General features: G+C 42.5%; 1 rRNA gene (running past one end of the window). It reads left to right on the plus strand.

Features of this window, described 5'->3' with window-relative positions:
• The first annotated feature begins 201 nt into the window (after positions 1-201).
• Positions 202-221: ribosomal RNA gene (gene rrf, locus C1T21_RS12475) — 5S ribosomal RNA — on the plus strand; it runs 104 nt beyond the window's last position.

A 221-nucleotide genomic window follows, 5' to 3' on the forward strand; every position in this document is an offset into this window, starting at 1 on the left:
GCAGTAATGCATGGAGCTGACCAATACTAATCGGTCGAGGGCTTATCCTAAGATAAAACGCAAATGAGTTTCGGATCCAGTTTTCAGGGTGTAACCTTGAAGGTATGTGCAAGTGACATACAATAAGCGCATGGCTATTCATTCACACGATAAGTGATGAACCGAATAACCATACGGAAGAATTTACGATGTAAATTCATGTTTGGTGGCGATAGCGGAGG

Source organism: Paenibacillus sp. F4 (assembly GCF_002894905.1).
GTDB lineage: Bacteria > Bacillota > Bacilli > Paenibacillales > Paenibacillaceae > Paenibacillus > Paenibacillus polymyxa_B.